This window comes from Desertivirga xinjiangensis (assembly GCF_024436435.1).
Classification (GTDB): Bacteria; Bacteroidota; Bacteroidia; order Sphingobacteriales; family Sphingobacteriaceae; genus Desertivirga; species Desertivirga xinjiangensis.
Genome location: NZ_JAFMZP010000023.1, coordinates 1 through 775, shown reverse-complemented (window position 1 = coordinate 775; position 775 = coordinate 1). Strand labels below are relative to the sequence as shown.

2 protein-coding genes are annotated in these 775 nt (G+C 45.4%); both read left to right on the top strand.

The annotated features are described in order from the left end of the window. Positions 1–61: 61 nt before the first annotated feature. Positions 62–406, top strand: coding sequence for an ISAon1 family transposase N-terminal region protein (locus J3P37_RS22855; protein ID WP_256014457.1), 345 nt, complete (start codon positions 62–64; stop codon positions 404–406). Then, positions 396–775: transposase (locus J3P37_RS22850; RefSeq protein WP_256014455.1), on the top strand; the 380-nt coding region annotated here is incomplete at its 3' end. The genes J3P37_RS22855 and J3P37_RS22850, both read left to right, overlap by 11 nt.

Sequence of the window (775 nt, the reverse complement as noted above, 5' to 3'; positions counted from 1 at the left end):
GGATCAGTCCGGAAAGTTGTGGAGGGTGATAAAAAAGGATTAGTTTTGCGAGCAAAAAAACTTGGAGAAAGAACTCTTATCGCTATTGCTTCCAGATGGCCTGACGGATTTATTTGACATCGATCGCGTTGAAAAGAAAGAAGGCCAGATTCATCTGTATTTATCCCAAAAGAATGAGCCACCGGCAGGTCAGGCAAGCGGCAGTTTATTATCAAAAGGATTTTTTGACGAGATTACGGTACGTGACTTTCCACTCCGGGGCAAAGCTTGCTTCCTGCATTTAAAGCGTCGCAAATGGATTGATAAATCAACTGGTTCAGTCGTCTTTCATGACTGGACGCAAGTAGCTGAAGGCACTCGGATGACCACCGATCTTGCCGCTTTTTTAAAAGGATTTGATCGATAATCATCCGATAAGCTGCAAAACGATTGCTACTATTTTCGGGCTTGATGGCAAGCGCCTGGAGGAACATTACGTTCGTCACCTGAGCGATTTTATGACTTGGAATGCCCGGGATCACGCCACCGACTGGCTGCTTTTTCCGGATAATATTGGCCCGTACTTGAGCATCGATGAAACCAGTTTATCCCAGGGTGAATTGTATACGGTCATTACTAATAAAGAGGCAAAGGGAAGAAAGGGCGCACTGGTAGCCATCATTAAAGGAGTCCAAAGCGATCAGATCATCCGGGTACTAGAGAAAATCCCTAAGCACAAACGTGATAAGGTACAGGAAGTTACCCTTGATCTGGCCGCAACAATGGAGCGAATCGT